The 26831-nt window shown below is 34.7% G+C and carries 23 protein-coding genes and 4 pseudogenes; 8 read left to right on the plus strand and 19 right to left on the minus strand.

Annotation, left to right across the window (positions count from 1 at the left end; translation table 11 throughout):
* The first annotated feature begins 168 nt into the window (after positions 1-168).
* Complete coding sequence (locus ACUN26_RS28470; RefSeq protein WP_000758859.1) at positions 169-693, plus strand: DUF2716 domain-containing protein; 525 nt, start codon at positions 169-171, stop codon at positions 691-693.
* 28 nt (positions 694-721) lie between these two features.
* Here the strand turns inward: ACUN26_RS28470 and tnpB are convergent.
* Positions 722-1843, minus strand: a pseudogene (gene tnpB / locus ACUN26_RS28475) (IS200/IS605 family element RNA-guided endonuclease TnpB).
* A 312-nt stretch (positions 1844-2155) separates the two neighbouring features.
* Between tnpB and ACUN26_RS28480 the strand changes: the two are divergent.
* Both ACUN26_RS28480 and ACUN26_RS28485 read left to right on the plus strand, forming a co-directional pair.
* Positions 2156-2338, plus strand: a pseudogene (locus tag ACUN26_RS28480) (nucleoid-structuring protein H-NS); the annotation flags it as partial.
* Between the two features lie 24 nt (positions 2339-2362).
* The gene (locus tag ACUN26_RS28485; RefSeq protein ID WP_080001279.1) at positions 2363-2572 is read left to right on the plus strand and encodes a zinc ribbon domain-containing protein; all 210 of its coding nucleotides are present in this window, start codon (positions 2363-2365) and stop codon (positions 2570-2572) included.
* Positions 2573-2806: 234 nt separating this feature from the next.
* On the opposite strand, the gene ACUN26_RS28490 is transcribed toward ACUN26_RS28485, so the two are convergent.
* From ACUN26_RS28490 to ACUN26_RS28505, 4 genes are all read right to left on the minus strand, one after another.
* Positions 2807-4036: an NAD(P)/FAD-dependent oxidoreductase gene (locus tag ACUN26_RS28490; RefSeq protein WP_001044754.1), complete on the minus strand. Its 1230-nt coding sequence runs from the start codon at positions 4034-4036 to the stop codon at positions 2807-2809.
* Between the two features lie 133 nt (positions 4037-4169).
* Positions 4170-4358, minus strand: a complete 189-nt coding sequence (gene hfq / locus ACUN26_RS28495) for an RNA chaperone Hfq (protein ID WP_000282535.1) — start codon at positions 4356-4358, stop codon at positions 4170-4172.
* A 26-nt stretch (positions 4359-4384) separates the two neighbouring features.
* Positions 4385-4720 carry a hypothetical protein gene (locus tag ACUN26_RS28500; protein WP_000788513.1) on the minus strand — a complete coding sequence of 112 codons (336 nt, stop codon included), beginning with the start codon at positions 4718-4720 and terminating at the stop codon, positions 4385-4387.
* Between the two features lie 248 nt (positions 4721-4968).
* Complete coding sequence (locus ACUN26_RS28505; protein ID WP_000648352.1) at positions 4969-5247, minus strand: AbrB/MazE/SpoVT family DNA-binding domain-containing protein; 279 nt, start codon at positions 5245-5247, stop codon at positions 4969-4971.
* Between the two features lie 279 nt (positions 5248-5526).
* Between ACUN26_RS28505 and ACUN26_RS28510 the strand changes: the two are divergent.
* A pseudogene (locus ACUN26_RS28510) lies at positions 5527-5775 on the plus strand (Tn3 family transposase); the annotation flags it as partial.
* A 312-nt stretch (positions 5776-6087) separates the two neighbouring features.
* Here ACUN26_RS28510 and ACUN26_RS28515 read toward each other — a convergent pair.
* Entirely contained in the window at positions 6088-6567 is a 480-nt protein-coding gene (locus tag ACUN26_RS28515) for a DUF2691 family protein (RefSeq protein WP_001033377.1), read from the minus strand.
* Positions 6568-6880: 313 nt separating this feature from the next.
* Here ACUN26_RS28515 and ACUN26_RS28520 point away from each other — a divergent pair, with 313 nt between their 5' ends.
* Positions 6881-8293, plus strand: coding sequence for an IS4 family transposase (locus tag ACUN26_RS28520; protein WP_001053932.1), 1413 nt, complete (start codon positions 6881-6883; stop codon positions 8291-8293).
* Positions 8294-8711: 418 nt separating this feature from the next.
* Here ACUN26_RS28520 and ACUN26_RS28525 read toward each other — a convergent pair whose 3' ends face one another.
* Positions 8712-8909, minus strand: coding sequence for a DUF3955 domain-containing protein (locus ACUN26_RS28525; protein ID WP_000760016.1), 198 nt, complete (start codon positions 8907-8909; stop codon positions 8712-8714).
* A 267-nt stretch (positions 8910-9176) separates the two neighbouring features.
* On the opposite strand from ACUN26_RS28525, the gene ACUN26_RS28530 reads away from it, so the two are divergent.
* Together ACUN26_RS28530 and ACUN26_RS28535 are read left to right on the plus strand one after the other, a co-directional pair.
* Positions 9177-10613, plus strand: coding sequence for an IS4 family transposase (locus ACUN26_RS28530; protein ID WP_001053981.1), 1437 nt, complete (start codon positions 9177-9179; stop codon positions 10611-10613).
* A gap of 552 nt (positions 10614-11165) precedes the next feature.
* The gene (locus tag ACUN26_RS28535) at positions 11166-12521 is read left to right on the plus strand and encodes a TrkH family potassium uptake protein (RefSeq protein WP_000250127.1); all 1356 of its coding nucleotides are present in this window, start codon (positions 11166-11168) and stop codon (positions 12519-12521) included.
* A gap of 200 nt (positions 12522-12721) precedes the next feature.
* Here the strand turns inward: ACUN26_RS28535 and ACUN26_RS28540 are convergent, their stop codons facing one another.
* The 6 genes and pseudogenes from ACUN26_RS28540 to ACUN26_RS28565 all read right to left on the minus strand — a co-directional run bounded on the left by ACUN26_RS28540 (position 12722) and on the right by ACUN26_RS28565 (position 18883).
* Entirely contained in the window at positions 12722-14134 is a 1413-nt protein-coding gene (locus ACUN26_RS28540) for a cytochrome P450 (protein WP_000809077.1), read from the minus strand.
* A gap of 255 nt (positions 14135-14389) precedes the next feature.
* A pseudogene (locus ACUN26_RS28545) lies at positions 14390-14527 on the minus strand (recombinase family protein); the annotation flags it as partial.
* Positions 14528-14837: 310 nt separating this feature from the next.
* On the minus strand, positions 14838-15356 hold the full coding sequence (locus ACUN26_RS28550; protein ID WP_000405934.1) for a GNAT family N-acetyltransferase: 519 nt from the start codon (positions 15354-15356) through the stop codon (positions 14838-14840).
* A 645-nt stretch (positions 15357-16001) separates the two neighbouring features.
* A complete protein-coding gene (locus ACUN26_RS28555; RefSeq protein ID WP_000767375.1) occupies positions 16002-17549 on the minus strand; it encodes an NPP1 family protein in 1548 nt (515 codons plus the stop codon).
* An 855-nt stretch (positions 17550-18404) separates the two neighbouring features.
* Positions 18405-18668 carry a hypothetical protein gene (locus tag ACUN26_RS28560; RefSeq protein WP_002040359.1) on the minus strand — a complete coding sequence of 88 codons (264 nt, stop codon included), beginning with the start codon at positions 18666-18668 and terminating at the stop codon, positions 18405-18407.
* A 26-nt stretch (positions 18669-18694) separates the two neighbouring features.
* Positions 18695-18883 carry a hypothetical protein gene (locus ACUN26_RS28565; RefSeq protein WP_000440215.1) on the minus strand — a complete coding sequence of 63 codons (189 nt, stop codon included), beginning with the start codon at positions 18881-18883 and terminating at the stop codon, positions 18695-18697.
* A gap of 115 nt (positions 18884-18998) precedes the next feature.
* On the opposite strand from ACUN26_RS28565, the gene ACUN26_RS28570 reads away from it, so the two are divergent.
* Positions 18999-19151 (plus strand): hypothetical protein, encoded by a 153-nt coding sequence (locus ACUN26_RS28570; protein WP_000290204.1) that lies wholly within the window; start codon positions 18999-19001, stop codon positions 19149-19151.
* Between the two features lie 215 nt (positions 19152-19366).
* On the opposite strand, the gene ACUN26_RS28575 is transcribed toward ACUN26_RS28570, so the two are convergent.
* The 6 genes from ACUN26_RS28575 to ACUN26_RS28600 form a co-directional block, all read right to left on the minus strand.
* The gene (locus tag ACUN26_RS28575; protein ID WP_000067639.1) at positions 19367-20029 is read right to left on the minus strand and encodes a restriction endonuclease; all 663 of its coding nucleotides are present in this window, start codon (positions 20027-20029) and stop codon (positions 19367-19369) included.
* Positions 20022-20999, minus strand: a complete 978-nt coding sequence (locus tag ACUN26_RS28580; RefSeq protein ID WP_000135030.1) for a DUF3991 and TOPRIM domain-containing protein — start codon at positions 20997-20999, stop codon at positions 20022-20024. Before ACUN26_RS28580 ends, ACUN26_RS28575 begins: the two co-directional genes overlap by 8 nt.
* 85 nt (positions 21000-21084) lie before the next feature.
* Entirely contained in the window at positions 21085-23742 is a 2658-nt protein-coding gene (locus tag ACUN26_RS28585) for a type IA DNA topoisomerase (protein ID WP_000520754.1), read from the minus strand.
* Positions 23743-23757: 15 nt separating this feature from the next.
* Positions 23758-23892, minus strand: a complete 135-nt coding sequence (locus ACUN26_RS28590; protein WP_001103678.1) for a hypothetical protein — start codon at positions 23890-23892, stop codon at positions 23758-23760.
* A gap of 144 nt (positions 23893-24036) precedes the next feature.
* Positions 24037-26562, minus strand: a complete 2526-nt coding sequence (locus ACUN26_RS28595; RefSeq protein ID WP_000042391.1) for an LPD25 domain-containing protein — start codon at positions 26560-26562, stop codon at positions 24037-24039.
* Positions 26555-26830 carry a hypothetical protein gene (locus tag ACUN26_RS28600; protein ID WP_000923992.1) on the minus strand — a complete coding sequence of 92 codons (276 nt, stop codon included), beginning with the start codon at positions 26828-26830 and terminating at the stop codon, positions 26555-26557. The genes ACUN26_RS28595 and ACUN26_RS28600 overlap by 8 nt, the downstream gene beginning before the upstream one ends.
* Between the last annotated feature and the right edge of the window lies 1 nt (position 26831).

The following is a 26831-nucleotide window of genomic DNA, read 5'->3' on the forward strand; positions in this document are numbered from 1 at the left end:
AATGCATAGGTCCATAGAACGAAAAAAGGAGGTTCCCTTGAGAGAGTAGGGTTCCTCCGTTTCCTTGCTACTGATAATAATGTGTTATGTAAATTAGCAATGAATAGAATATACAATTTCATCTTGGTATTTTAATTATATAATAATATTAGAAAGTAGGTACGGAGTTTGAAAAAATGGATTTTGTTAAATGAACAAGAATATGAGAATGTTTGGGATAGATTTTATGATGAATTTGCTTTTAATCCTAATATTGATGGTGACCAATCATTTAAATTTTCTTGTCCATATATTACTTATGATTTACCTAATTATTTTGAAGGAAAATGGACTGATGACGATGATTATATTTTTGATCATATATTATTGGAAGCTCTTATTTTATGTACCGAGAAACATGAATATATATATGCGTTAGATTGGCAGCATGCTGGCTACTGGATGAATCCTAGTTTAAATTTAAACGAAGATGATCATCAATGGAAAATCCCATTTTTTCCGGATGGAGATTATTATTTCTTTTTGCAAAAAGACTTTAAGTGGGGTTATTTAGGGCATCCATGGGAAAAAGTTATTTATATTTTCGGAGAAGAATTAATCAAGAATTTCAAAGAATTAAGGGCTAGTAGATTAAAAAAGACCAATGTTGAACTACCCCCACTTTCACTTCGTTTAGAAGAGGGGGATTCCTAAGTAAAGAGTTCTATCGAACTCTAATTTATTAGGCTATCTCCGCAGTCCTTGCGGTTAGAAGCCTTATCGCTTCATTCTTTAGATTGATACTTGCGTTAATATCCCTATCATGGTGTGTACAACAAGAAGGGCAGTCCCATTTACGTAGGTTTAGATTTTTAACGTCTTTGTTTTGATATCCATAACAAGAACATAATTGGCTGGAAGCAAATGTTTTCGATACGACAATGATTTGTTTGCCGTACCATTTTGCCTTATATTCCAACATAGTTCGAAACTGAGACCATGATACCTCACTAATTGCTTTTGCTAACTTATGATTCTTTAACATATTCGATACTTGCAAATCCTCTATACCGATAACATCGTGGTTTTTGATGATTTCAGTCGAGATTTTGTCCAAGTAATCTTTTCTAGCATTCGTCATGTATTCATGAATTCTAGCTACTTTTACTCGTTGTTTATTCCAGCGAGAAGATCCTTTCATTCTTCTAGAAAGAACACGCTGTGCTTTTGCCAACTTCTCTTCTAATGATCGAAAAAATTTCGGATTTTTATAGGTTGTTCCATCTGACAAAATGGCGAAATCTTTTAGTCCCACATCCATTCCAATGTAAGAATGTGTTTTCGGAAGTTCTTGCACTTCTGTTTCGACTAACAATGACACAAAGTATCTGCCAGAAGGATTCCGTCTAACTGTAGCATTTACAATACGTCCCTTTACTTCACGACTTTTGGCGAATCGAACAAGACCTAGTTTCGGCAACTTTATCTTTTTTCCGACAACGGCAATGTTTTCATTTGTTTGTTTTGTGGTATAAGATTATACGTTGTTTTTCTTAGATTTGAAACACGGGGCACTGTTTTGTTTTTTGAAAAAGCGTGTATAAGCATCCGCAAGGTTGCGAACAGACGACTGAATCGCAATACTATCCACTTCTTTTAGCCAAACAAACTCTTTCTTCATGGCAGGAAGTTTGGCAGAGCATGTACCATATGTCAAACCTTTTCCTGTTTCTCTGTATGCATTATCCCATAGAGATAGGAAGTGATTGAATACAAAACGAGAGCAGCCAATCGTTTTTTTGATTAGGATCGCTTGTGCTTGATTTGGATAGATACGAAATTTATATGCTTTATTAATCATCATTCATTTCACCCCCATTTCGGCATGTGTCTATTATACAACAAACATACATTCGATAGATAGTGAAGTAACAGTTTATGTATGTCGAACAATTAAGATGGCTTCCTGCCATCTCTTGTCCGAAGCCAATTCATCTCCCACCTACTCACTTCGCGTTCCTTGAGGAAGGAGTCTTCTTGGCTAAAATGATAAAGTATAAATTTCACTTCCCATATGGACAGCTTATTGTATTTTTTGCTTAGCGTGGTTTTTTTCCGAAATGCTGGCGGTACCCCACATAATAATACATACAGAATTCACTAGTAAGATATACTCTTGTTAGAAATGCGACAAGAGTGGGAGTGAGGCTATATCATACCTTACATGATCTCTGGTGTATTTAATGAACATCCACGTGTCGCCATGGCTTACCGTGATAGCGCCGATCGTGACAAATTCTTAGATTTTTATGACAAGGTAACATCACCCGAAGTCACTCTGGCTCCAGCATCGAAATAGGTTAGATTGCTAAAGGTACCTCTATTGTTTCTCGTAGACGAAGCATACACTTCTCAAACATGCCCTTGTTGCCAAAGAAGAAAGAAAGTGCGGACACGTAACTACGTTTGTGTGTGCGGCTACGAAGAACACTGGGACATTCACGGTGCCCGCAACATTTTGGCAAAAGAACTGTACGGAAAGATGTGTCATATTCCGGAAGAAACGAAGAGAAAGTATTTGTGGATTGCGTAAGCAAAAAGTAGTAGACGGTGCGTTCCCACCCTTCTGCATGTGCAGAAGTTGCTTAGTCAAATGAAGAAAAGGAGTCCCTGCATAGGTGCAGAGAGGAGATGGAAAATCCGCTTCTCATGGGACCTTGTCTTTGTTGATGCTAAGAAATCCCCACTTCAAGCGGAAGCGAGTAAGTGGGGGAGGTTCATAGTGAATTATTTTTGTACTTAAATCACTTAATCTCTAAAATCATTGCTAGATCGATTGCATAATTCGTGCGAGTTCTTTTTCTAAAGCAGCGGGCTCGTTTGCATAATTGTAAATCCCTAAAAACTTCTCTATAGCCTCTGGATGGGAACTGATTAGCTTGTTGACAGCATCCTGTTGTTCAGATATGCGTTCATTCTTCGAAATTTGGCATCCCATGTGAAACCGAACCATAAACTCATCTTCTATAGCCTTTTGATATTCTTCAGACATTTGATTTGATTGATCGGATTGTCCCTTATATTTTGATAGAATATTGGATAATATACGTGCTCCACATATAGCATCATGGATACCCTGCGCCATGCCAGGATCTTTAAAACAAACTGCATCTCCAACCAACGCCCATCCTTTTCCCATTCCTTTATACCAGTAATTATCATATCCAAGAATACCTTTGACCGGTTCTACTAGTTCTGCATTTTTCAAGCGCGCCCCAATTGTTGTATTCGGAAAGTTATCTGTAAAGAAATTGCGTAGACAGCTTTCCGGATTTAATTTCAACCGTTCTATCAATTCCTTATTTTCTAATGGGAAAATGCCGACAATTACATATAAATCATCATTCGTCGGAAAGAGAATGGCTGTGTTATCTTTTATCTTGTATACTTCAAATTTAGGGACATTATCGTGGCGAAATCCAGAGAAATACCCGAAATAGATGCCGACTGTTGCCGGAATACTTATTTTGAGTTCACTTTTTACCAGCTTGCGAATAATAGAGGATCGGCCGTCTGCCCCGACTACCAGGCGAGCTAAAAATTCTTGTTTCTCGTTGTCGCCGTCTAAACCTTTCACGCCTATCACTGTTTCGTCATCACGGATGACATCCGTCACACGAAATCCTTCTAAAACAGTTACATTCATTTGGGATTTGGCTTGTTCAAGTAGAATATGATCGAGATAAGTTCTTCTAATACAATAACAACTTTCCTCTCCGTAAACCTCAGGGATGAGACCTTCTATCACGGTATCCTCAAATTGAAATTTAATATCCCGTACCGGCGGTGCTTTTGTTTCCAATAACTTGTCCAGGACACCGGTTTCTCGAAGAAGAGCGACAGTATTATTGAAAAAGGTATGGGTTGATAATGTGTCCCTTGGAAAATTCGCTCGGTCCACTAACAACACATGGAAACCTGCCTTAGCAAGATAAATTGCCAGGGTAGAGCCGGCACATCTAGCACCGGTAATGATGACATCATACGTCTTATTCATCGTATCACTCCATTTTCAAGTATATCTTCAGCTATTTTTTCGTTTAAGATAAAACCCATTCCAGCATCCTTTATGTCAAATCGAAATAAAAAAATCAATATATCCCTCTCCTTTTATATAATACAATCATTTTTTATATAGCAAGTGTAGAGATTGCTTGTTTGTAGATTAATTGTTGTTTACCATGAATCATCATTAGGACGGTAAATTTATCTGTTGCAAGGATCTGCCCACGTACTGGAACGCCATTCTTTAAAAATACAGTAACTTCCCCTTTTTTTTCTTTCAATTGTTCATACATATCTTCTTGTAAATTATACATGAAATCTCCCCCTGATTTCTTTGTATTTACTTTTCTTCTAATACCTGCTGCTTTTCACTGTTGGATATTTGTGATTCCCATTCACTTTCTATTTTTCTAAACCATTTTCCTATTTTACTTAGATAATATCTTTTTACTTCACCATTAGGAATCCAAATTTCACGTTCCTGTATTTGATTCATCACTTCATGAAGAATCTCATCATGTTCATACTTCCTAGGTTTTCTATAATGTGTTTTTACAAACTGTGTATATTCTCTACGTAACCAATTAGAAATATGTTGCCTTTGTCTTTGCTTGAGATGTGACCATTTTTTATTTGTTTGAAGGATTTTTCCATTTACTTTTATGTGGTTTTTCATCGACACTCATCCCCTTATACTAGCAAAACGAATATATAACTATCGTATCACATTTAAATCGAAATACTGGTCTAAGTACATATTTCGCAAGAAATGTATCCAAAACTAACAATACAGCATCCATTTAGCAGATGAGTTCAACATAAGATTCAATGTAGACTATTGATTATGTATCTTGTTTTTTATTAAATATTACGGTACGTGAAATTTTAAATATCTTTACTAAAAAAGCCCCTTGAAAGGAGCACTTATTTTACAAGATACTGTTCTACTTCTTTTAGTAATAATTCTGCACCTTCTGGACTTAATGTTATTTTACCATTTGCTAGTGCTATGTTATGAGTTGAAACTTCTCCTGTTAATGCACAAACACCACCAGGCTGATACTTCTGTAAAACAATGTCTTCCCCTTCTACAAAAATCTCTAATGGTGATTTTTCTTTAATACCAAGCGTATTTCTAAGTTCCTTTGGAATTACTACACGCCCTAATTCATCTACTTTTCTAGTTACTCCGGTTGCTTTCATCTAGCATCTTTCCCCATTTCATTATCAATTTGTACCCAATTTATTCTTAACTATTGTAACAGGATTTCGCCATACATGAGAAACATAATGATCCAAAAACTGACGAGTTTTGTATTTAAAAATATGAAATATCCTAACCGTTGAACTAGCTGTACAAAATACTGTATCAAAAATAATTCGTAAGATAATTAGTAAAACACTTTTTTGTTACACCGTAATCTGATAACGGAAAGAAAATACAGACAATGACCCAAAACTACATGTATCTCGACTGAACCTCTATTATGGAATACGCTATATATATCACGTGCAGTAGATGCTTTAGGTGCAAAATGTATGGACATTCCAGAAGAATATTTACAACATATATCTTAACTTGGATGGGAGCATATTACGTTGACAGGTGATTATGTTTGGAACTTAAATGCAAAAATAAATTTTAATAATTTAAGACCATTACGGGACAAAAACTTCATAAAAAGTAGTAAAGTAAGCATCCGGTTCCTTAACGTACAAGGAATCGGATGAATTGTGTCTAAAATATGTCTAAACGTGCAATTTTCTTTTTTTGATATGGTGACCCCATCGCCATCAAGCTAAGAAATGCAAATACCCCAAAACGAGAAAATGAGTATTTTGTTACAAGTTAGTACAAAAATCAACGCTCGTAGCACATTTCCGATCAAACTTTACTCCAAAATAACAAATTTGTGTATTTGAAATAAAGTCTAATCGTTTATAACTTAAACATAATACAATGATTAGTGGATACTATGTTCAAGATAGTTCAGATTATCCACTTTTTCTTTACAAAGTAACCATTATATCCACGTACGTTAATCAGGAGAAACGCCAGTTTGCAGATTTATCTATAAATCGAAAATTCTCATATCCTTGTGACAAAATCTCCTGTTGTATATTTGGAAAATCCTTTATATTTTTCACGAAAATTGCTATCTCATAACAGTCAATAATTACTATCTTTAAACTGCATTTACTATTTAGAAATTCTGGAATATTATATATTGGGGTGTTTTTTATTTCTAGAATTGTTATTTCAGGTTGGTAAGCTTCAAGATTTAAAAATATTGGATAATAATCTATCTCCTGCAACTCTTTTTTTAGATTACTCCCATTTCCAAACTCCTCCTCACTTAAAAAACTGTATGTTTCCCAGTCATCGTTAATTTTTGCTAAAACATCATTTTCAGTGATACGCCAATTGTAATCCTCGATTTTTAGAAATAGTTCTAATATGCTTTCTATATTTAAATTGTAATTATCCTCTGGTACTTCAAGGTAAATCCCGATTTTATTCATTTGTACTACTCCTTTTTTTATTTCATTCATTTTTTAGTACACAAAACTACTCATTAGGTTAATAATAGTAAATTAAATTCAAATATTAAATATTATATTCTTTTTAAATGATATAGAAAAAACTAATTTATTGTAAGGTGTAGATTTGAAATGAAGATTAACCGTTTATATAAAAGTTTAATCGTTTTGAAAAAGGAATAGCTGTTTATAGGGCGACCGTCCCATCGTTATCAAGCTATGTTTTTACACTACCCATACAGCAAAAATGGAGTTATCCTTTCTGTAGAATTATAAGAAAGGATGGCGTTTCTTTATGAATCTTTCGATTCTTGATGAACTTCAACCGATTGCTGAAGAATTACAACGACATATGTCTTCTCATGTTCTAGAACACTTAGCCAAAGAAAAAGGATTCGTTCAGCGAAAGAGTAAATATCAAGCACAGGAGTTAGTTGCTTTATGTGTATGGCTTAGTCAACAGGTTGCAAGTACATCCCTCACGCAATTATGTAGCTGTCTTGAAGTATCTACAGGTGTTCTTATAAGTCCTGAAGGACTTAACCAACGATTTAATGCTTCCGCAGTAAAGTTTCTTGAACAAGTTCTAGCTAACCTTCTAACCCAAAGAATCCATTCAACACAAGAAATAATTCATCAATATACCACGATCTTTAAGCATATTCGAATTCTAGATTCTACAACATTTCAGCTTCCAGATCAGTTTTCTTCACATTATCAAGGTACAGGTGGAAGTAGCCATACGGCAGGAGTCAAAATTCAATTGGAGTATGACTTGTTGAGTGGGAAGTTCTTGTACGTTTATGTAGGAGAAGGAAGAGAAAATGATAAAACCTTTGGTTCAACAAGCCTAAAAACCATTCAACCAAAAGACTTGTATATAAGAGATTTAGGCTATTTTGACTTACATGACTTACAGGAGATTCATGATAAAGGCGCTTACTATGTCTCACGTTTGAAATTAAATTCTCGAATCTATCGTAAGAATGATGAGCCAAGGTATTTTCGAAACGGGACCGTGAAGAAAGGAACACTCTATATTCAATTAGATATGGAAGAACTCATGAATCAATTGCCCCCCGGTCAAACATTGGAAATTTCAGAAGCATACATTGGACAGTATCAAAAGTTACCAGCTCGTGTTATTATTCATCGATTAACAAAGGAACAAACAGAGAAAAGGTTGAAGGAACAAGCCAAAAAAGAAAAAAAGAAAGGTATTACCTACAAAGAACGAAGTAAACGATTGAGTGGAATCAACGTGTATATTACGAATCTTTCTGCAGAAAATGTTCCAATGGAACATATCCATGACTTGTATTCATTACGCTGGCAAATTGAAATTTTGTTCAAAACATGGAAATCTTTCTTTCAAATTCACAAATGCAAAGAAATCAAGAAAGAACGCTTAGAATGTCATTTATATGGTCAACTTATTAGCATTTTACTCTGTTCATCGACGATGTTTAAAATGCGTCAGTTACTCTTAGATAAGAAAAAGAAAGAGTTAAGTGAGTACAAATCCATTTATATGATAAAGAATTATTATCTATTGTTTTACCATGGATTAAAAAAGGACATCCAAGAATTATTAAAGGTTTTTCTGCGTTTATTTTATCTTTTAGAGAAAAACGGACGGAAATCTCACCGTTACGAAAAGAAAACAGTCTTTGATATCCTAGGCGTTATGTATGATTGTACGTTGTGACAGAGTTTCAAAGTTGCATAATATTTTTCAAAATATCTTTTTGATAGGTTTATTTGTTATGCACATTTTTAATGTAGCCGTAGAAATCCCCCAAAAATACACTCACATATACCCTCTTAATACCCTTAGCTTGATGGCGATGGGGTACTTCAAAATATTAGCTTGATAGCGGTGGGGTACCGCCAACATTTAGAAAATTTTGTACGCTAATCTTATTTTCAAAACGATACTCCATAAAAAAAGAACCTTACTTAAGATGAAGGCACTGAAAAAGTGATTGCTTTGAAAAAATAACGCGCATTTTTATCAATATATAGAAAACGAAAAGGAGCCCCATCACCTGTATATAGTAGGCGATGGACTCCTTTTTCTTATTAGGTCGACTTTTTCAGTGACCTCCTTAAGATAAGATTCTTTTTTATCTATTAACTTTTTTCATTTTACTTACAAAAAGACTAATGATACCGATAGCTATCAATAAATAACCAATTGGTAGTAAATAAAATGGTTCTACAAGAGTACCATCCGCTGCGACTTTAGATCCGATCATATTAAAGCTAACTAAACATCCGACTCCTAAGATAAATGGTATTAAAGATAAAATATATTTTTTCATTTTAGACCTCCGTCTGTAAGTTTATTTAACATATAATAATTGCTGTATAGCCAATATTATAATCTCCTCGTATTAGTTAGTACTATTCAAATACATGACAAAAAGCTTACAAATTCGTAAGGTATGGATAGGAAACTCTAAACGTACGAAATCCACGAAATGTTGGTGCCACCCCGTGCCCGTCAAATTAAGAGATTTTAATACCCTCAAGTACAAAAAACGTTATCCTTTATAAATAAGCTAGATTAGAAGGGATGACGTTTTCTTATGAATCTCTCGATTCAAGATGAACTACAACCATTTGCAGAGGAATTACAACGATATGTGACACCTGTATTTTTAGAAGAACTTGCAAGAGAACTTGGGTTTGTAAAGCGAAAACGTAAGTTTTCTGGCTCAGACTTAGCCACTATTTGTATCTGGATTAGTCAACGAGTTGCAAGTGATCCCTTAGTCCGATTATGTAGTAGGCTTCATGCTACGACAGGCACTTTATTCAGCCCTGAGGGCTTAAATAAACGCTTAAACACAAAGGCAGTTTTATTTTTACAACATATTTTTTCTTTACTGTTACAACAAAAAATATGTGAACAAACACAAATCTCTAACCAACTTTTCCCGTATTTTGAGCGAATTCGTATCCTAGATGCCACCTTATTTCAAGTACCAAATGTTTTAGAGAATGTATATCCAGGCTCTGGAGGATGCGTCCAAACAGCTGGCATCAAAATTCAATTAGAATATGATTTACATAGTGGGCAATTTCTTAATTTTCAAGTAGGACCTGGAAAAAATAATGATAAAACATTTGGTACGGAATGCTTAGATACCTTACGACCAGGAGATTTATGTATTCGTGATTTGGGTTACTTTTCATTGGAAGATTTAGATCAAATGGATCAACGAGGTACATACTATATTTCTCGTTTAAAATTAAACACAAATGTATATGCAAAAAATCCAAACCCAGAATACTTTAAAAACGGTGCAATTAAGAAACAATCGGAATACATACAAATCGATGTGAAACAGATTTTGAAACAACTAAAGCCTGGAGAAACATTTGAATTAAAAAATGCTTATATTGGCGATAAACAACAACTGTTTGCACGCGTTATTTTTAATCGATTAACAGATAAACAACTCCAAAAACGAAGAGCGAAAATCGCAGAAAAAGAAAAATCTAAAAATAGAACGTACTCAGAGAAAAGTAAAATGATAGCGGGATTAAACGTATATGTGACGAATACACCTTGGGAATGGGTTCCGATGGAACAGGTACATGAATTATATACTTTACGTTGGCAAATAGAGATTGTCTTTAAAATGTGGAAATCATTCTTCAAAATAGACCATCATCGTAATGTAAAACAGGAACGATTAGAGTGCCAACTATATGGAAAGTTAATCGCTATTTTCCTGTGTTCCTCTACAATGTTTAAAATGCGCCAACTTCTTTTACAAAAGAAGAAAAAAGAGTTAAGTGAATATAAAGCGATTGGTATGATTCAGGATCATCTATCTCTTTTGTATCAAGCCATACAGAAAGACACCCACGAAATAACAAAGATTTTAATCCGCCTGTTCCACCTCCTACAGAAGAATGGACGGAAATCTCATCGATATGAGAAGAAAACTGTCTTTGATATCATGGGGGTTGTCTATGAGTATAGTGGATTAAAAAAACAAAAGAAAGCTGCATAATTTAAAAAATGAAACCCGTTAGGGTTTATTTGATATGCATATTTTTAAGAGTATACTCCTATTTTAGGAATGTTTTAATCCGATGAAACGAAAGCTTAGTGTGTTTTCACTCTTAAGTTGATGGGCATGGGCACCATATCGAAAAAAGAAAATTGTACGTTTAGACACATTTTGGACACAAATAACCGATTCCCTGTACGTTAAGGAACCGGTTATTTATTTTACTGCTTTTTTATGAAGTTTTTATCTCGTAATGGGGTACAGCCGAGATATACACGTGTCTCAGCTGAATCTCCAAACGTTGTAATATAGCTTTTTCGTAAGTCTCTTTCTTTTTTTAGATGTATGTGTTAAAACGTGCTGGCTGTTAGGTGTTTTTAGATAGCCATTTGCCATCTAAATCCAACCTTCCTGCAATTTATTTTATCAAGTCCTATCTGTGAATAGTGGACTTTTTTAATTTATATCACACTGTTGTTCTTTATATGATATTGTTTTTTATGGGAAAACTAATCATCCATATATATTTACCATTTGAGGGGAGTTATTATTTTGGTTCAAAAAATCTTCAAAAGACAAAACCTATTCTTCAAACTAAATCCAGCACATATTTTAGTATTAGGTTTTTTAGGCTTAATTTTAATTGGAACCTTTGTACTCATGTTACCTATATCAACCCAAGATCGTCATCATTTATCATTTATAGATGCCCTTTTTGAATCTACATCTGCTGTATGTGTAACAGGGCTCGCAGTAGTCGACACTGGGACCACATTTACTTTATTTGGACAAGTTGTTTTACTTATTCTTATCCAACTTGGTGGTTGGGGGTTTATGACCAGTGGAATTTTGATGTTTCTTATATTAGGGAAAAAAATTGGATTGAGGAAGAGAATTTTGCTTCAAGAATCCATTAATTCCTTGTCTTTGCAAGGAATTATAAAATTAGTTCAGAGAATCATTGTCATTACACTTGCTACTGAGTTGCTAGGAGCTCTAGTTTTAGCCATTCGCTGGTCATATGAGATGCCTTGGCAAAAAGCAATATATTATGGTATATTTCACTCCATTTCCGCATTTAATAATGCCGGGTTTGGATTAGAGCCTGATAGCCTCAGTAAGTGGGTAGGTGATCCTATCGTCAACATCATGATTACGGTTTTATTCATGACAGGTGGTATAGGTTTTACCGTTATTCTAGATATATTTGAGAAAAAAAACTTGAGGAAGCTTTCACTACATACCAAGCTCGTTTTAGGTGGTACAATTTTTCTTAATACGATTAGTCTATTCGTGATTTTAGGTTTAGAATATCATAATCCTTCTACACTAGGTTCTTTACCATTAGGGGATAAGCTATGGGCGGCGTATTTTCAAGGAACCGTACCTAGAACTGCTGGATTTAATACAATTGACATTGGTCAAATGACGATAAGTTCTCAAGTCTATATCATAGGTTTAATGTTCATAGGAGCATCTCCAGGTTCAACTGGTGGGGGGATTAAAGTTACTACAGCTATACTTCTTCTCCTTTCGCTTTGGGCAGTATTAAAAAATAAGGAAGATATTAACGTATTTAAGAAAAGAATTCCTCAAGGCCAAGTTAATAGAGCATTGTCAATCGCTACTGCAGCCATTCTTTTTATCTTCATCATATTCTTTTTACTGACGATTACGGAAAAAGGAGCCGAACTCTCAAAAATTCTGTTTGAAACTGTTTCTGCATTTGGTACAGTAGGACTGAGTGCAGGATTTACAGGTGATCTTACTCCTACAGGACGTATTTTGATTACATTGATGATGTTTATAGGTAGATTAGGTCCTTTAACCATGGCATTTGCTCTTGCTATGTCTGGAAATAAGAACAGTAAGGTACGTTATGCAGAAGAGAAAATCTTGATTGGATAGATTTACGATAAAGGTTAAAAAGAAAATATTAGTTTACAAAAAGGTCGGTAATTCCTTACTTAACAACGGAATTACCGACCTTTTTGTAAATAGGGGTAACTTTTTCACTAACATAATCCGTGCTATCAGAAATGACAAAAAACACTTATATATAAGCTTTCTTTATTCAGTTTATTCATTACCGTTCTTTATTAATAAAATCAAAAAGTGATTAATTGATTAATTGTTCCACGAACAGAAGTTTGTTTTAACTGTCTGTTTGGTTTCAGAATATACATAGGCATTCCATATTTAGGTCGCATCATCATATTAGGGGAAATCTTAGCATTATGAACAGCAGAGAACTGAAAACGTTGGAGGAGTACAGCAAGTATGACTTTCATTTCTTGTAGAGCAAAGTTCCATCCAATACACATATGTTGGCCCGCACTAAATGGTAAGTATTCATAAGGTGAGCGCTTAATGATGTCCCATCTTTCTGGTTTAAAGCAATCTGGTTCATCATAAAGTTCAGGTAATCGATGTGTAATCATTTGATTAAAAAAAACATTCGTATCTTTGGGAATCGTAAAATCTCCCAGTTTACAAGAATCAGATGTGATTCGTACGCCAATACCTGCAGGTGGTAATAAACGTAAGGTTTCTTTTATGACACCATCAAGTAATGACAAAGAACCTAGCTTTTCAATTGTTGGATCACAGCCTCCCAGAGTTCCATCTAATTCTTCTAAGAGTCTATACAGAATATCAGGATGTTGACTAAGTAGAAAAATAGCCCATGTTAGAGCATTTGCTGTTGTCTCATGCCCTGCAACATATAAAGTAAAGGTGTGACCAACTAATTCATCATCATTTAGCTGAGTACCATCTTCATCACGTGCTTGAATTAGTGAAGCAAGTACATCCGTTGCGTTTGTCTCTAAGCGTTTTTCTGCAATCATTGCCCGAACGTGATTGTTGAGTTGTTCGGCACTACGCAAAGCCCGATTATAAGGTGTTCCTGGAAGGTTTATAGGGGCAAGTGTAACAAATAATAACGATTTCGTCATTTGATAAATCAATCTACCCATCTGATCTAATTCTGCTTCGTCATATAACCCAAAAAGTGTTTTGACAGCAATCCGTTGCGTTAACGTCTTCATCTCATGATTCAACTCAATTACAGAGTTTTCCTGCCAACTATTACTTAAACGTTGTGTAAGTTGAACCATGTCGGTACAATACGTTTTTATTTGCTCCCTATGAAAAGCGGGTTGCATTAGCCGACGATGTTGCTTGTGTTTCTCACCACTCATCATTATTAGGTTATTAAAAAACATTCGTCCTAATAGTGAGTCCTTGGGGATTTTTACAAGTGAAGAACTGACTTTAAAAAGATCTGGATTAGTGAGAATCCGTTCGTTTAATTCAGGTCCAAAGGCAAATACATAGGAAGGTTTCTCTCCTTGTCCCAATGCAACGACCTTACCGTACGTATTGTGCAACCAACGTGAATATATAAATGGATTACGATAAAAACGAATCATATTCATTCGCCAACCGAATATAGACTTTGGACCAGGGATGTTTTTTGGTAGTGTTCTCATTTGATCTATATCATTTCCTTGTTTCATATGCACGCCCCTTTTTATTTGCCATACATATTACTTCTTGTACTGTTTAAACGAGTCATTTTTTCATTCATATGTTGAACAGAAATCTTATTTAGATGGATCGTTTTATAATAGATACTTACTATAAATTATCTAAAAAATCCTTCTTATTTACTAATGAGGTATCGCCTAAAATTTAACGAAACTATACGCTAAGCAATTTCGACATAAAATAAGCCAAATTTCTTTCTTTAATAAAAATTCGGCTCATAATTTTTACATATTAATTTCTAATTTTCTTTCCTCATATTCTTTCATTATTTTATATAAAGGATTTTTCTTCAGCTCTAATAGTTCCATAAATTGAACCCCAGTTATTTCTCTATTTTTCCACTTAGGATAAGTTTCTTCTATTGTAGCATGCTTTTAATCAAACTTTATTACGAACCAACAGCATTCACGGCAAACTTATGGGTTAATAATTTATCCACGGCAAAAATATACTTCCTTTTTCCTCAAATAATCAACTAAAACTCCTCAAAAACATGTGATTTCCGGCAAAGATATGCTTCTTTTAGCGTCAATTTTATGGGTAAAGTAACAGCCATAAAAAATAAAGGGCGATACATATTAGAAATGACTAATATGTATCGCCCTTTTACTTCATGTTCTACAATCGCGCCCCTTAATAAACAAGGTACACGCGTGTAAATCTTTGTTCCTCTTACTCAACACATAATTCTGAGATCTCCTTCCAACCATACGCAACATCCTCTACTACTGTTCCTCCAAACGTACTAGCCCTATGAATATATTCTTTTCCTCCCATACGTTCATAAAAACCAAGTCCAGATTTATTTTGTTTCATTACCCAAACCATCATAGAATAAATACCTTTTTCTTTAAAATGCTTAGCAATAGCTGAAATAAGCTGCCTACCAACACCTAATCCTCTACATTCCTGTAAGAGATAAAGCGAATATAGTTCTCCATCAAAATTCTTCTCATCAATACGTTTACCTGATGCAAAACCTATAATATTCCCTGTATCATTAATCGCAACATAAATAAAAGGTTCATTTTCGTTATTTAAAAAATCAACCCATCTTTTTGCTGCATCTTCGTACGATAATTCATCCAGATAATCGTCAGGTACTAGACCACGATAAGTAGTCCTCCAACTATCAACATAAACCCTTGAAACGCCCTTTATATCTTCTTTATTTGCTCTCCTAATTTCCAAGTTAAGTGCCTCCAATGTAAAACAGTAAAATAATAAAATTTATTATAACATTCTTTCTTCAATCCCAGTTGGCTTAACAAGTGTTATTACATACTATAGCTCGTTTGCGGAACAAAAAATCCTGCATATCATACAGGACTTTTAATCAAACTTTATTATAAAACATCCGACTTTATTTTAAATCAACAACAGTGAAATATTTATTAGATATACCAAGGATTTTTACAAAGCGATACTAGGCAAAAAACTCATGTTAAATAACATTGGAAATAAAAGTAAGTCTAAGACCTATTTTTACACGTATCTCGGTTGTACCCCTCATTTAAAAAACTTTGCAACAGAACTGGATGGACAATTAGCGACTAAAAATACAAAAATCCATTATTAGGAAACTTCGCTACAAACCAGAACAGCTACCCCATCACTAGGCCTATATAAAAAAAACCGAAGTCATGGCTCAAACTTCGGTTTTTCAGCTGTACTTAACCCCACCTTTTTATCTCTTAACAAAACTTTGCAACAGAACACTATATTTCCTATTAATATAGTTAATCCAATCGAGCAAGCCGAAATAATTTTTTGAAGTATGCATACTCATTTTCTAATTAGATTAATATAAAAGGAATAGAAACGTTATAATATTTTTTAGTTTGGAAGAGCGTAAAATTTCACTTTAAATGTACCGTTAGAAGTATATCCGCTAGGAGGACCTGCGATATACAAATTCTTTCTATCATCTCCTGAAGGGATCGTTAGAATAGAACCATCTCTAACATTTGACCAAATTACAGGGTCTGTACCTGATTTATCTCTTGCGATTTTAAATGACAAAGAGGTAGCACCTGCTCCTTCTAAAACAACTCGTACTTTGGTACCTGCCGCGAGATGTTCAAGTGAAAAATTATTACTTGATCTACTGGTTTGACCAGGCTGTGCCTTATAGAGTGACTCCACTTCTCTTGTTAAAGTCCCTGTTACATTAGACAATTGGAATGTTTGATTATTACCACCATGGAAATTATATACTGTAACATTTGTTCCATTTGCAGTACCATAACCACTTACATCTAACACTTTGTTTTGATCCTTCTTATTCCTTACATAATAATATCCATTTCCTGCTTCTGTTGGTATCCAATATTGCTCTTCCTTATTTTGATTAGATGTAGCAACTACATTATTAGAACCATTAAGATCATTCCAAGCTAATACTAAATTTTGATTTGCTATATTTTTAATTTGGTATGCTGATTTATTTGAATCATATACTAGCTTCCATTTTTGATTATTAGCGTTGCCATTTTGCCACAATTGAACATTTCCATCTGCTTGATTTAAGTCAACGACACTACTATTATTTAAAATAGAAACTATTTGATAAGTACCACCATCTTCCAGTTCCGGTGCATAAGGGTCAAAGTTAATGGGTGGCTTTGCGTTAGCAAGGGCTTTTTCAAATCTTCCATCTTTGATCTCAAGTGTTGCTTCTCCAAAGTTCGTAGTCATTAGTTTTTCACGAATATTTGGGCTTGGATAGCCATTCCAACCAACCATTGGTAGTTGGAGCCACTGGTCATAATAGTTTTCTGGCGGCTCGTCATTGCTATTAGCCAGGCGAAAAGCATGTGTCGAGCCGCCGTCCTTATGGTATACAATTTTCGGGTGGTTTCCATCGAATCTAACGTTTGAGCGAGGGTTAGTGTACCAATTACCATGTGCTGAATAAGTTACATATTGAACCTGACTATCTTTAACCCAAACTATTGTGTGTTCCCAGTCATGTCGATGTCCAAGCGCACCAGGGCCCGAAGTTGATTGATCTTTCTCAAAGTAACTCGCATACATAATGGCAGTCCAACCATTATTTGATTTGGCCCGAGAATAAGTGTTTGAATTTTCCAGTCGGTTAACATCTCTACAGACACTTTCCGGGGAACCGCCCAAACTTAGGCCAGGGTTAGTCGTGCCATCTGGAGAAATTGCTGCAGTCGCATAACACCCGTCTGTGTCGTAGTCATACTTAGGAGCATAATCTAACTCTATCTTTGACGCATTTTGTGGAAGTGCTTTGATTACATCCCCATATGCTTTTGGGGTAGAAAGAAAACTCTTATCAAATTCTCCACCTAAGTTGAATGCAAATGTACTCAATACTATTAACGCAGTCATTACTATTTTTGATATTAATTTCATGTTCCCCCTCCTAGTTATATAAATAACATACATCGTAAAGGTCAACCTGTGCCTAAACGTAAAAATCCTCAAAATAGCGTGGTGACCCCTAAATATATATCATAAAGTTTATTTTATCCCATTTTCATTTCTTTTTTATTGAGAAATACAATTCAAATCAGTGTTATATTCAGAAATAGATAAAGCACTCTTTCGAAGGCCTTCTATTATTCTAATTTTTATTTAAGAGTTCTCTTTTGCTTATATATAATAAAAAAGAATCCTTATTATAAGGAATCTGCAACATCCCAAACAATGCAGTATCCATTAAGCGGATTATTTAGGCAAAAAATTAAATGTAGACTATTGATTATGTAGTTTATTTTTTATTAATCATTACGGTACGTGAAATTTTATATTCCTCTTTTTAAAAAAGCCCCCATAGATCTTAAACCTATGAGAGCTACCTAAGGGTATTTAGACTTTCGACTTCATTCTATTGTAACAGGCTTTCGCCATACATGAGAAACATAATGAACCAAAAACAGACAATCATAACAAGAAATTCTTTAAACCTTTGCTGAAAGGAAATACGTCCTTCTTCCATCCTACATGCCTCTTTTCTCTACATCTTTTTATATGTTAAAATAAGAGGGAAAGAAATGTGCCAATTTCTTTCCCAGATGGTCACTCATGACTTTGCTCTTTGTTTGCTTCTTGCAAATGAAGAGCTTTTATTTTGCATACTTATACTTACTTTCTAACATCGCATAGCGCAATAGCTTTAACTTTGTCTCTCTTTTCAATGCTTTCCACTCAGATACACCAATTTTCATTTTCCATTCCTCCAATAATTAAATTTGTTATTTATATAGCTTATAAGTTCCAGTTGTAAATCTTTCTAATTTGTTTATCGCTAAATCCTTCATGGACTGCGAAGATTTCTGGAAAATCCGAGAGACACAAATCAATAATTGTATTATCAGTTGTTCTTATATAATAATACTGAACAGCCCCTTCATAATTCGAATATAAATAGTATTTATGAATTTTATAATTTAATCCATTTTTCTCTAATACCTCATAAAGCTTATTTTTAGTTTCATCCATTACGTCAAAAATAGTTAACTGTTCCATCATTAACAGCTCCTCATTGCGTAAATTTACTAAACTAACTCTAAGAACAAGGTTGTTTCATTATGTTCATTGGTATTCACATTAAACTGTTTTCCCGTAGCTTCTAATGCACTAAAAAGCATTCTTTTATATCCTTGATCCATAAAATCTACACTGATTTGACCATGATTCATAATAAATTGAAGATCAGCCATCATCTTTTTAACTTTCCGTTCCATATAATAACCTCCTCAATAAAGTTATATAACTTATATAACAATTCTATTACTCATTTTTCCAGTTGTCAATATAAGTTATATAACTTATAATTATTTTTAAAGAGGAGGTTGTAATATGGCTGTTAATAAAGACAAGTACACTCAAATTTTAGTTACTTTTACAAAAGAACAAGTAGAACAAATAGAAAATTATTGGCATGATAATAAGCTGAAGAATCGAAACGAAGCAATACGTCAGATCGTAGACAAAGGGTTAAGTCGTAAATAATGACTACCCTTTTTATTTTTCCTAAAAAACCTAAATACGCATTTAAATTCCCCTTCTTCCTTTACATGCGTTTTTATAACAAATACGACTTATTACATTAATATTCCCACCAAAACCCCATACAACAAAATCTGAAGGGTCATTTTTTTAGTTCAACTGATTTTTTTCATGTATTCTTTAAACAAGTGAAAAAAGAGCCGGATTTTCATCACAGCTCATGTATTGATTGGTTCTGTATGTGTACATGTAGGATATTGAGAACAACCAAAAAACTTATTTCCTGTTTTATTTGAATTACGGATCACTAAATCATGTTTACATGTTGGACATTTCCGTTCTGCAGGTTTTACTCCTTGATATACATCTTCAGCCGAATATTCGGGATTAATTTTATTAATTAAATTCTGAAGTTCCACACGATCTATTAGTTTTACATTGCAAACTTCCGCTAATTCCTTTGCTTGTCTTGTATATACACTGTTTGTTACAACCCAGCCCTCATGTGCTTTATAATAGGCTTGTGCTGCATATATCTCTTGTACGGCACTAATGCCGACTCTATTTTTCATACCGTAGCGTTTTGCCTGGATGACAATACGATTTTTTCCCTTCAATACCAGGTCCGCTCCGAAATCATTTGACTGCTTTGTGACTGTTGGAGAATAACCCAACTCTCGAAAGAGAGCTTTTAGGTATACTTCGAATTGATGGCCGTCCATTTTGTCTATATAACGTATACCAGACTTAGCCATTCGCTTAAATATTCTTCGCTCCTTGATCTTACGGTACATAAATTTACAAATACGAAAAAGAACATAAAGGATAAAACCATACATCAAAATTTGTAATATGTTTGGCATTTCCGGTAGATTAGACACTTCTCTCCACCTCTTTAATTGGTCTCATTTTCTTTGGTTGAGCTGTTTCTTTTTGCTGTTGCTCACTCACTTGTTTCTTCCGGACATCGTTCCAATCTTTTTCATTCGTTGGAATATCCTCTTTAAGATCTACAAAGCATTTCATTGTCTGAATGAAGTCTTTCCCAGCCTTATCATTATCAACTGCCATTATGACCTCTTTAATATCGTGCCCTTCTTTTTTCGCATCCATTAAAGATTGAATCACTGTTTTTGACTTCAATCCATGCATAGAAACCAGACGAGCGTTTTGGATATTATTTTGTTTAATGCTCCAATGAGATAACATGTCGATTGGATCTTCATAAAAATAGATCTTATCCGGCTTACCCACATCAACCGTAAAACCTGCATTGATTTTTTCATAATTCGGGACGATTTGTTTAAAGCTGCCTCTTTTATTCTCCATTTTTACAGTACCTTGACGGTTCATTCCAATTGCTTGCCCTTTGCCACCCTCTTCTCTCCATTTGAACACGACATTGTTTTTCTTATCCTGGACGATAAGATCCTTTTTAATTAACCAGTTCACCAGGCGGGGATCTATTTTCCGCTCATCAATTAAGTATTGCTTGATTTCTGTTTGTTTCGGCACCTCTAAGTGTTTTGGATAACTAAAAGGCTGCTGCTCTTTTTTGCGTTCCTCTTCAGCTTTTGAACGATCAAACTCTTTGTAGTCCCCCTTCTGAATATCCATCACGGCTTGAGGAAATGTCATGTCATAGTACATCATGGCAAAGCTAATCGCTCCATATCCTTTTTCTCCTCGACTATTCCAGGCGTACTGATTCCCTTTAATGATGAGACTATCATGTTCCGTATGACGATAATAGTTGCCTTCTTTCTTAAACGTTTCTCCTTTTGCTTCTAGATATGAAATCAAGTCAACTTTTCTTGCTTTCATCGCATCCTCCGTACTGACACGTGCCATTACGGAATCCCCCCTTTACTCTATAAAATGAAATAAAAAAGAGGACTATTCCGTTTCCTAGTCCTCTTTTACATACATTCAATTTTTATTTGCCGAATAAGAATTTTAATCGCTTCTCCTGTACGCTGTATGATAAACGAGCGTCAAATTTTTTCCCGTTTTTGTTTGAGATAAACCCTTTAATCTGATCCGTTACATTCTTTTCTAATAACTTTTTCACATGGTTACTACTTAGATTTTTGCCAGAGAATGTACCAAAAATAATGAAGTCACAGCCTTTTTTGTATTTCTCACATAAGTAGTTACTTTTCCCTACAAGGACTCTACTCTTACACAATGGACATTTACCAATTGTACGATCTTCAGTCGTTGGAAAACGGAATTTCAAACTTCCGTCCGCTTCCATATAGATAGCTGCTGTAAATTCTCCCTTTTCTCCTTGAAAGCCGTTGATAAAATCCGTTGTTTTATACTGAATTAACTTTTTCACCTGATTACCAGGGATTGCTTTCCCTTTCATTTTGGCTGATAACATAAAATCACATCCGTTTTTATGCTCTGTGCATCCATAAAATGTTTTACGATGAAGCATATCCCCTTTTTTACATTTTGGACATTTACCAAATGACAGCTCCTCTTGTGTTGGGAACTGAAATTTAACTTTTCCTTCATGTAATACGAGATAAGCGGAAAACTCCTTCTCATTGGACTTAAATCCTTTTAAAAGATCTGTTTTCTTATCTTCAAACAGCTTTTTCGCTTGCGCCTCCGGAATCGCTTTTTCTTTAATTTTTTTCGGTAAGGAGATTTCACATTCCGGATAATTACTGCACCCATAAAAATTGCCTTTATGAAGGATTTTTCCTTTTCTACAAGGGCATTTGCACACCTCAATTTGCTGATTCCAAGTATTAATAATGCTATCCGACACCTTATCATTCATTGCGCCTAATTGTTCCACCGTGTCTTTTACAAACGAATTTGTTTTCTCCACAAATTCCTCATATTTCATTTCATTCTTTTCGATCATGTAGATCATCCCTTCCATTTCAGCCGTATAAGCTGGATTTTTGATTTCATCTACCGGAAAAGCATCTATAAACGCACGACCAATATTAGTGGTTCGAATCTGACTATTGGTAACATCAATATAGCTTCGCTCTAACAGTTTTGGAATGAACGTTTCTTCCGTTGCGACTGTCCCAATCCGTTTTCCTTTCATAAGTTCTTTCAAATGTTCATCATCTAATTTACGCCCTGCCGTCTCCATAAAGGTTAAAATGGAACTTTCCGTATGAAAGGCTGGTTTCTTTGTTCGAGACTCAATCAAATCATACTGAACGATTCTGAAAGAATCTCCTTCTTGTAAAATAGGTATCTGGAATGCTTCAACTGACCCCTCTTCTATATCCTCTTGAAACACACTTAGAAACCCTTTCTCTTGTAGGATTTTTTCTTTTGTACTGTATGTGTTGCCCTCTTGATCTATAAAATGTACTTCTCTTACCAGGTAGATTGCTGGTTTCATAAAATTCCCGATAAATCGTTTTACAATTAAGTCATATAACTGTTTTTCTAATGGTTCTCGGTTGGTCCCGACATATAATTTTGTTGTTGGGATGATGGCAAAGTGACTACTGACTAATTCATCATTAAAAGTAGAATGTTTTTTCGTAATCGAAGATGGAAAAACTTGTTGTACAAGATTTGCATAGGCGCTTTTTTCTAATGCTGCCATTACTTCTTTCACTCGTTCCACTTGTTCTGTAGGTAAGTGCCTGGATGAAGAACGAGGATATGTGATAAAGCCTTCTTCATACAAACTCTGAATATGCTTTTTTGCTGTTTCTGCATTTATCTTCAGTTTGGCGTGAGCATCTTTGTAGATATCCGTTAAGTTATATAGTAATTTTGGTTTCTTTTTTCTCGTACTCTCTTTAAATTCCGTTACGATTACATTCGTTTCTTTCAAGCTATCTCCAAGCTTTTGTAGTGGCGATGGATCTATCAGTTGATCTTCTGTTTTCATTACTGGTGATAAACCATTTTCCGTTAGTAGCTTTAAATTGTAATAGGTTTGTTCTTTATAATTTTGAATAGCGATTTCCCTTTGACGGATTTCATTCAAGATACACATTTGAACACGACCAGAAGCCAATAAGAATTGATTTCTTGCTAGTTTGGATGTACAACCTCTCGTAACATTAATTCCTAGAATGTAATCCAGGTATTGCCTCGCTTTAGCGGATTGAGCAAGCCCGTCATAGTCTGTTCCTGGTTCTAATCGGTTTAATGCTCCTTCTAATTCTGCGGCTTCATAGGAAGAAATAAAAAGACGGGATTCTCGCTTGTTCACACCTGCATGTTCAACTATCTCACGATAGATAAGCTCACCTTCTCTATCTGCATCACAGGAGTTGACCACGTGATCTACATCGGGACGATTTAACAGTTTAACTAATATTTGAATTTGTTCGAGACTATCCGATTTCGCTTTATATTCCGGCTCTAAAATAATAGGCAAGTGATCAAAATTAAATTCTTTGTATTTTTCATCCATTTCCTCCGGATATTTTAGTTCTAATAAGTGCCCCCGGCACCAACTAATAATGTAATTTTCATTTTCATAGTAGCCATAATATGGCTTGCTCCCTGGATATCTTTGTGAGTTTCTAAATCTAGGTGATTTTAATAATTCAACAGCTACCTTCGACTTTTCAGCAATAAACAATGTTTTCCCCATACGTAATACCTCCTATTAATCTGTAATTTCAGTTTCACGCTTCCATTTCTTATTTCTCCGCTTTTTCACCATTATCTGACCGAATAATAGCAACATGTTCAAAAAGACAGCTACAAGGAACATACAGCCTGCAAACAGCCATACATTCATGACATTCACTCCTTTCGTTCTATAAACAAGAAAGAGGGCTTTTCTTTTACCCTCTTTCATTTCTGGATATAAAAAAATCACTTTCCGTTTTCTCAATTGAGTAACAAAAAATGATTTAATCTGGTGTTCCTGCTATACAATTTTTCATCGTTCCATTTCCATTGTTTCTCTTTTTCTACTTGATTTCTTTGTAATCTTTGACTGGTCTACATTACCTGGATCAATAGGCTCTCGCTCCTTTTCTTTTTCCTTGTTGTTCATTTGTTTTCCGTTTAATGGTTGAAAACTTTTATCTACATCCATTTCATTTGAAGTTGTAGACTGATTCACCGTTATTCCTTCTTTCCCAAGTTTCTCATCCACCCGATTTTCTAATTTCACAACGTGTTCTTGGCTTACCAACTCATTATCAATCGAAACATACTTTGTTGTATAATATCGCTCTTCAGCTTTTACACGAGTGACAATACTATCAATATTATCTGGTGTTTCTTCATATTGTGAACGTCTGTATGCTTCGAATTTTCGGCTTAAATCTTTATCTAATGTAGTTGGCTCCTCTTCTTTTAAAGGCTGAATTTGTTGATCTAGAGAAGCAATAGGTGCATATCCATCTGTCTTCATTTCTTTATATAATTCCACTTCTTTTTCATTAAATGAGTAATCTTTTTGTCCCTCCGCTTTATCAACTAAGAGTCCATATCGTTCATCTTTTACGATTTCATCTAGACTCATATTTGCATCTTTTTCATACACAACAAATGACAAATTCCCTCTTCCATCAAAGATAGAACTTTGAACCTTTTCATATAAATCTGGTTTCAAAATGTTATCTAAATAGACATTTTCTCGTTTCCCGTTCTTTTCCATTAGGGAAACGTATAAATCGTCCCGATCGGTTTTATCTTGATTCCATACAGACAAATAATTTATATCTTTCGTAACAGCATCCATCATGTGGATTCTTGCCAGTTCTTCATCTTGTATACCGTTTGCTAATACTTCAATTGTAACTAAGTGATTGGGTGTCTCTTTCGGTTTTTCTAATGGATTTTCTTGTGCTTTTTCCATCGGTATTTCTTTGTTATTTCTATAATTCATCACTTCATCTCGTAACGCTTGTTTTACTTCATCCGATAAATACCTTTTCTCGTTTAATACTTGTTCATACGGTGTCTTGTAGTCCCCATCCCCCATATCCAAACGATCCATACTCACAAGCTCCATACTCACAAGCTCCATTCTCCCAAAATCTCTATCTACTTCTTTTGGAATGGCAATATGATAACGAGTTTTATCATATGGTACGTATTCATCCCTTTCTCTTGCTTCCTCTTTTGCTTTTTCAATATTTTTAATGACTTCAGCCATTTTTTCATTGGCCTCTCCAAATGGAATCAACTGACTACCCTTAAAATTTTCGTTTTCGCTCCATTGAATTAACATAGTTGGACGAGTAATTTCATCCTGATTTAATGCTGCATACTTCTCTTGATTTGCCACGTTAAATGCATCAATAAATTCTTTATCACTCAATTTTTCTCCACCTTCTACAGGTTCAAACTCACGATTCCTATCTGCTTGTTCCCTTAACTCTGCAACAGAAACCAGTTCTTGTGTCGTGTTACTTAAACTCATAAATTCGACCAATAAAATATTTTTTTCATCCTGTTTTTCATTTTGATTTGCCATACTTTCCACCTCTTTTTCATTTATTTGTTCTTTTTCCTTTTCTAATGTGTTTTCAATCGTCTCAATAAATTCAATCGAAGTTTCATGTACTTCTTTCAACAACTTAGTTTTATCTTTCATTTCTTTTCCTTGTGTCCAGCTCGCTAAATATCCTAATGAATATTCGCTTGTATCAATTCCAAAATAAGAAGAAACGGCGTAAGCTGTCATTTCTGCTTGAAACTCTTTTTCTGGTGCTGTGTAATTCATATGTGTCTCTGCTGTATGAAGTTTGGCATGTGCCAATTCATGAAGAAGTGTTTTAACATTTTGTAATTCACTGTTTCTAGGATTCAAAGCAACCTCTTTTGTTAAGGTGTAACTAACTCCCTTTGCGACCCCAAGTTCTTGCTTCGGCTCAATAATTTTTACACCGTTTTTTTCCGCAATGGCTTCCATTCCTTTATACAAACTCTGGTAATCCGTAACGCTCCCTTCTAGCCAACGATTCGGAAAAATACGAGGTAGATCTTCCGCTTTTGCGTTTGTTTGAGACAGGTCAAACACATGACCGACAGCAAAATATAAGCGACCAGGCATCACTTCTACGCTTTTAGATTCAATTTGTTTCTTCTCTTCCTCATTTGCCTTAGTTACTGTTTTCCAAGTGCCTTCTTTGTCCTTAAATTTTGCTACGGTTCGGTTTGGAACAAGGATTTTTATTCCTTCCTCACCCTTCTTAACTGGAAATCCTTTTTCTTTCCAAAAAGAAAAGGAACCAACTGCACTGGCTCCCTGGAATTGACTCTGTATTAATGAAATATTAGATGGTGAATAGTGATAAAACTTTGCCATAAAGGTTAAGTACTCTTTTAAATCTTCCGGTGTACGAAAATAACCTTCTACGCTTTTTTCCATCTTTTTTGTTAAAGTTTGCACCGCTTCTTTCTTTTCTTCTGGTGATTTCGTTTGATACTTTTTCTTATAATTTTTACTCATGATCTTCTCCTACCCTTTCACTTGCTCTTTGCAATTCCTCCATTTCTTCTTCATTCCATCTTTCCGTTGTATCAAAGAAAAGTGCATGTGTTTTTACGTTAACCGGAACTAACATATTTTCTTGATTCATAACATGAACTTCAAGTTCTTCCTCTTGTTCTCGTGTAATTTTAATTGTTAATTCTTCCTCTTTTACAAGTAAAACAAGTTCACCTTCTCCAACCTCTTTAATGACACCTAATGCGATATCTTCACGAAATAATAACATC

The sequence above is a fragment of the Bacillus sp. WC2503 genome, from assembly GCF_052682895.1.

Excerpts from the sequence above, each read along its gene's own strand:
- ACUN26_RS28500 (WP_000788513.1), bottom strand. The coding sequence starts at position 4,720 with ATGAAAAACCACATAAAAGTAAATGGAAAAATCCTTCAAACAAATAAA.
- ACUN26_RS28600 (WP_000923992.1), bottom strand. The coding sequence starts at position 26,830 with ATGTTATTATTTCGTGAAGATATCGCATTAGGTGTCATTAAAGAGGTT.
- ACUN26_RS28540 (WP_000809077.1), bottom strand. The coding sequence starts at position 14,134 with ATGAAACAAGGAAATGATATAGATCAAATGAGAACACTACCAAAAAAC.
- ACUN26_RS28555 (WP_000767375.1), bottom strand. The coding sequence starts at position 17,549 with ATGAAATTAATATCAAAAATAGTAATGACTGCGTTAATAGTATTGAGT.
- ACUN26_RS28505 (WP_000648352.1), bottom strand. The coding sequence starts at position 5,247 with ATGAAAGCAACCGGAGTAACTAGAAAAGTAGATGAATTAGGGCGTGTA.
- ACUN26_RS28560 (WP_002040359.1), bottom strand. The coding sequence starts at position 18,668 with ATGATGGAACAGTTAACTATTTTTGACGTAATGGATGAAACTAAAAAT.
- ACUN26_RS28530 (WP_001053981.1), top strand. The coding sequence starts at position 9,177 with ATGAATCTCTCGATTCAAGATGAACTACAACCATTTGCAGAGGAATTA.
- ACUN26_RS28590 (WP_001103678.1), bottom strand. The coding sequence starts at position 23,892 with ATGAATGTATGGCTGTTTGCAGGCTGTATGTTCCTTGTAGCTGTCTTT.
- ACUN26_RS28520 (WP_001053932.1), top strand. The coding sequence starts at position 6,881 with ATGAATCTTTCGATTCTTGATGAACTTCAACCGATTGCTGAAGAATTA.
- ACUN26_RS28595 (WP_000042391.1), bottom strand. The coding sequence starts at position 26,562 with ATGAGTAAAAATTATAAGAAAAAGTATCAAACGAAATCACCAGAAGAA.
- ACUN26_RS28565 (WP_000440215.1), bottom strand. The coding sequence starts at position 18,883 with ATGGAACGGAAAGTTAAAAAGATGATGGCTGATCTTCAATTTATTATG.
- ACUN26_RS28570 (WP_000290204.1), top strand. The coding sequence starts at position 18,999 with ATGGCTGTTAATAAAGACAAGTACACTCAAATTTTAGTTACTTTTACA.
- ACUN26_RS28585 (WP_000520754.1), bottom strand. The coding sequence starts at position 23,742 with ATGGGGAAAACATTGTTTATTGCTGAAAAGTCGAAGGTAGCTGTTGAA.
- ACUN26_RS28580 (WP_000135030.1), bottom strand. The coding sequence starts at position 20,999 with ATGGCACGTGTCAGTACGGAGGATGCGATGAAAGCAAGAAAAGTTGAC.
- ACUN26_RS28515 (WP_001033377.1), bottom strand. The coding sequence starts at position 6,567 with ATGAATAAAATCGGGATTTACCTTGAAGTACCAGAGGATAATTACAAT.
- ACUN26_RS28525 (WP_000760016.1), bottom strand. The coding sequence starts at position 8,909 with ATGAAAAAATATATTTTATCTTTAATACCATTTATCTTAGGAGTCGGA.
- ACUN26_RS28490 (WP_001044754.1), bottom strand. The coding sequence starts at position 4,036 with ATGAATAAGACGTATGATGTCATCATTACCGGTGCTAGATGTGCCGGC.
- hfq (WP_000282535.1), bottom strand. The coding sequence starts at position 4,358 with ATGTATAATTTACAAGAAGATATGTATGAACAATTGAAAGAAAAAAAA.